The organism is Frankia sp. CeCAU1 (assembly GCF_977971845.1).
In genome coordinates this window covers 4638-6674 of the sequence record NZ_CDWWXA010000199.1, presented here as the reverse complement: position 1 = coordinate 6674, position 2037 = coordinate 4638, and the positions used below count along the sequence as shown (strand labels likewise).

The following is a 2037-nucleotide window of genomic DNA, read 5'->3' as shown; positions in this document are numbered from 1 at the left end:
GGGATGCGGGCGGCCAGGGCGGGCGGGTCACAGTCTGGGATGTGACCCGGCGCACGCCGGTCGACGCCTTCGATGTGCCCGGCGGCATGCCCGTGGCCGCGGTCGCGTTCAGCCGCGACAGCAGCCAGCTCAGCGCGGCCGGGTTGGACGGAACGGTGAGCGTCCGGGACCTGGCCTCGCACCGCACCGCTGTCGCCCAGCCACCCAGGGGCAGCTTCACCGCGACCGCCCTGAGCGCGGACGGACGGCTGGTGGCGCTCGGCACCGGTTCCGGCCTGGTCGAACTGTGGGACACCACGACGGGGCAGCGGCTGTCCTCGCTCGCCGGCCACCTTGACTGGGTCGAGGACGTCGCGTTCAGCGAGGACGGCCGGCGGATCGCCGCCGGCGGCGTTGACCAGACGGTCGTCGTCTGGGAGACCGCCACCGGCGGCATGATCGGTGCTCCGCTACGCGGGCACGGTGCCGGGTTGGAATCCGTCGCGTTCGCCGCGGACGGGCACACGGTGGTCTCCGGCGACGACGGCGGCAGCGCGATCGTCTGGGACCTCGCCGGCCGGCCGGACGGCCGGGCTTCGCTGACTGGCCACCAGGCAGCGGTGTGGGGCCTGTCCGCGAGCCCGGACGGGCGCCTGCTCGCCACCTCCGCCGATGACGGCACGGTCATGCTCTGGGATGCCCACGGCACCGGCGGGCACGCCGTGTTCCACGGCAGCGGGCAGACACAGGCTCTCGTGTTCACGCCGGACAGCCGCTGGCTGGCTGTCGGCGAGGGCGGAACCGTCGCCCTGTGGGAGGTGGCGGGCAACCACACGGTCCGGACCATGCCGACGGGGACGATGGCGGGCACGACCGCCCTCGCCGTCAGCGCGGACGGCCGCTGGCTCGCCGCGGGCACCAACGACGGCGGCGTTCTGCTGTGGGACCTGTCCGACGCCCACCCTTCCAGCAGGCGCCTGCCCGCCCATGCCGACACGATCACCGGCCTGGAGTTCAGCCCGGACGGGGGCACGCTGGCCTCCGGCGGTCTGGACGGCGTCGTCCGGCTGTGGGATGTCGGGGCTGGCCGGTCCGCCGGCACGTTGGGCCGCGCGGGCGATGTCGGTGTGCAGAGCCTCGCGTTCGACCAGACCGGGCGGATGCTCGTGACCGGCGACGCGCGCGGTGCCATCACCAGCTGGGACGTCGCCCGCCGGCTGGCCCGGCAGAGTTCGCTGGCGGCGCACGCGGGCCCGGTGTACGGCGTCGCCATCAGCGGCGACGGGCGTACCGCCGCGACCGGCGGCAGGGATGGCCTGGTCGTCCTGTGGCGGCTCAGCGACACCGGCCGTTGGTACCGCCTCGACGAGCCACTGCGCGGGCACACCGACGCGGTCACCCGGGTCGTGTTCAGCCCCGACGGCCGCACCCTCGCGTCGGCGAGCTTCGACCGGACGGTCCGCCGGTGGGATGTCGATGCCGAGTCATGGCGACAGCGCGCCTGCACGATCGCCAACCGCGACCTTTCCCGCACGGAATGGAGTCAGTTCGTGGGAGAGCAGCTCGGCTACGAGTCAATCTGCGGGTTCACCCGATGACCCGGCCGACCGCGCAGCCCGCCACCGAGGTGGAGGATCTTCCCTACGACGTGTTCGTCAGCTACCGGCACCGGGAGCCCGCGATGTCCTGGGTCCGCGACCGGCTGGTGCCCGGCCTGCGGCAGCGGGGCCTGCGGGTCTGTCTCGACGTGGACTCCTTCCGCCTCGGCGCGCCACTGGTGCTGGAGATGGAACGTGCGGTGGTCGAAAGCCGGTGCACCCTGGCGGTCCTCACACCCGCATACCTGGAAGGCACCTTCACCGAGCTGGAGAACGTACTCGCCGAGCATCTCGGCCTCGAGACGGCGCGGGACCGGCTGCTCATGGTCCTGCGTGAGTCCTGCCAGCCGACGCTGCGACTGCGGTTCCGACTGTGGCTTGACCTCACCGCCGACGGCGACCTCGAGGCCGGGTGTGACCGCCTAGCCCGCGAGCTCCGGTCCCCGAAGGTGCCGCTGCA

The 2037-nt window shown here is 73.3% G+C and carries 2 protein-coding genes; both read left to right on the top strand.

Going from position 1 to position 2037, the window contains the following annotated elements:
• A partial coding sequence (locus AC08OO_RS21980) for a WD40 repeat domain-containing protein (RefSeq protein WP_476619009.1) occupies window positions 1-1577 on the top strand: 1577 nt, incomplete at its 5' end.
• Window positions 1574-2037 (top strand): toll/interleukin-1 receptor domain-containing protein (locus AC08OO_RS21975; protein WP_476619008.1); only part of this gene is annotated, 464 nt, incomplete at its 3' end. The genes AC08OO_RS21980 and AC08OO_RS21975, both read left to right, overlap by 4 nt.